A 259-nucleotide genomic window follows, 5' to 3' on the forward strand; every position below is an offset into this window, starting at 1 on the left:
TTCGGATAAGGCCGGGTTTTGCCTGGTGCGATCTGGGGTGTGTTGCTTGAGAACTCAACAGTGTGCTAGTGAACTAAGCCAGTAGAGCTTATGTATTTGAACCTCGTTTGAGGTTCCTTTGAGAGCATTAAATTGCCTCGATTGAATTCGAAGACATTGTTGGAGAGTTTGATCCTGGCTCAGGACGAACGCTGGCGGCGTGCTTAACACATGCAAGTCGAACGATGAAGCCTTCGGGTGGATTAGTGGCGAACGGGTG

General features: G+C 49.4%; 1 rRNA gene. It reads left to right on the top strand.

The features are described 5' to 3' along the window. Positions 1-156: 156 nt before the first annotated feature. Positions 157-259: ribosomal RNA gene (locus DL990_RS41185) — 16S ribosomal RNA — on the top strand; the annotation flags it as partial.

This window comes from Amycolatopsis sp. WAC 01416, assembly GCF_003947485.1.
GTDB lineage: Bacteria > Actinomycetota > Actinomycetes > Mycobacteriales > Pseudonocardiaceae > Amycolatopsis.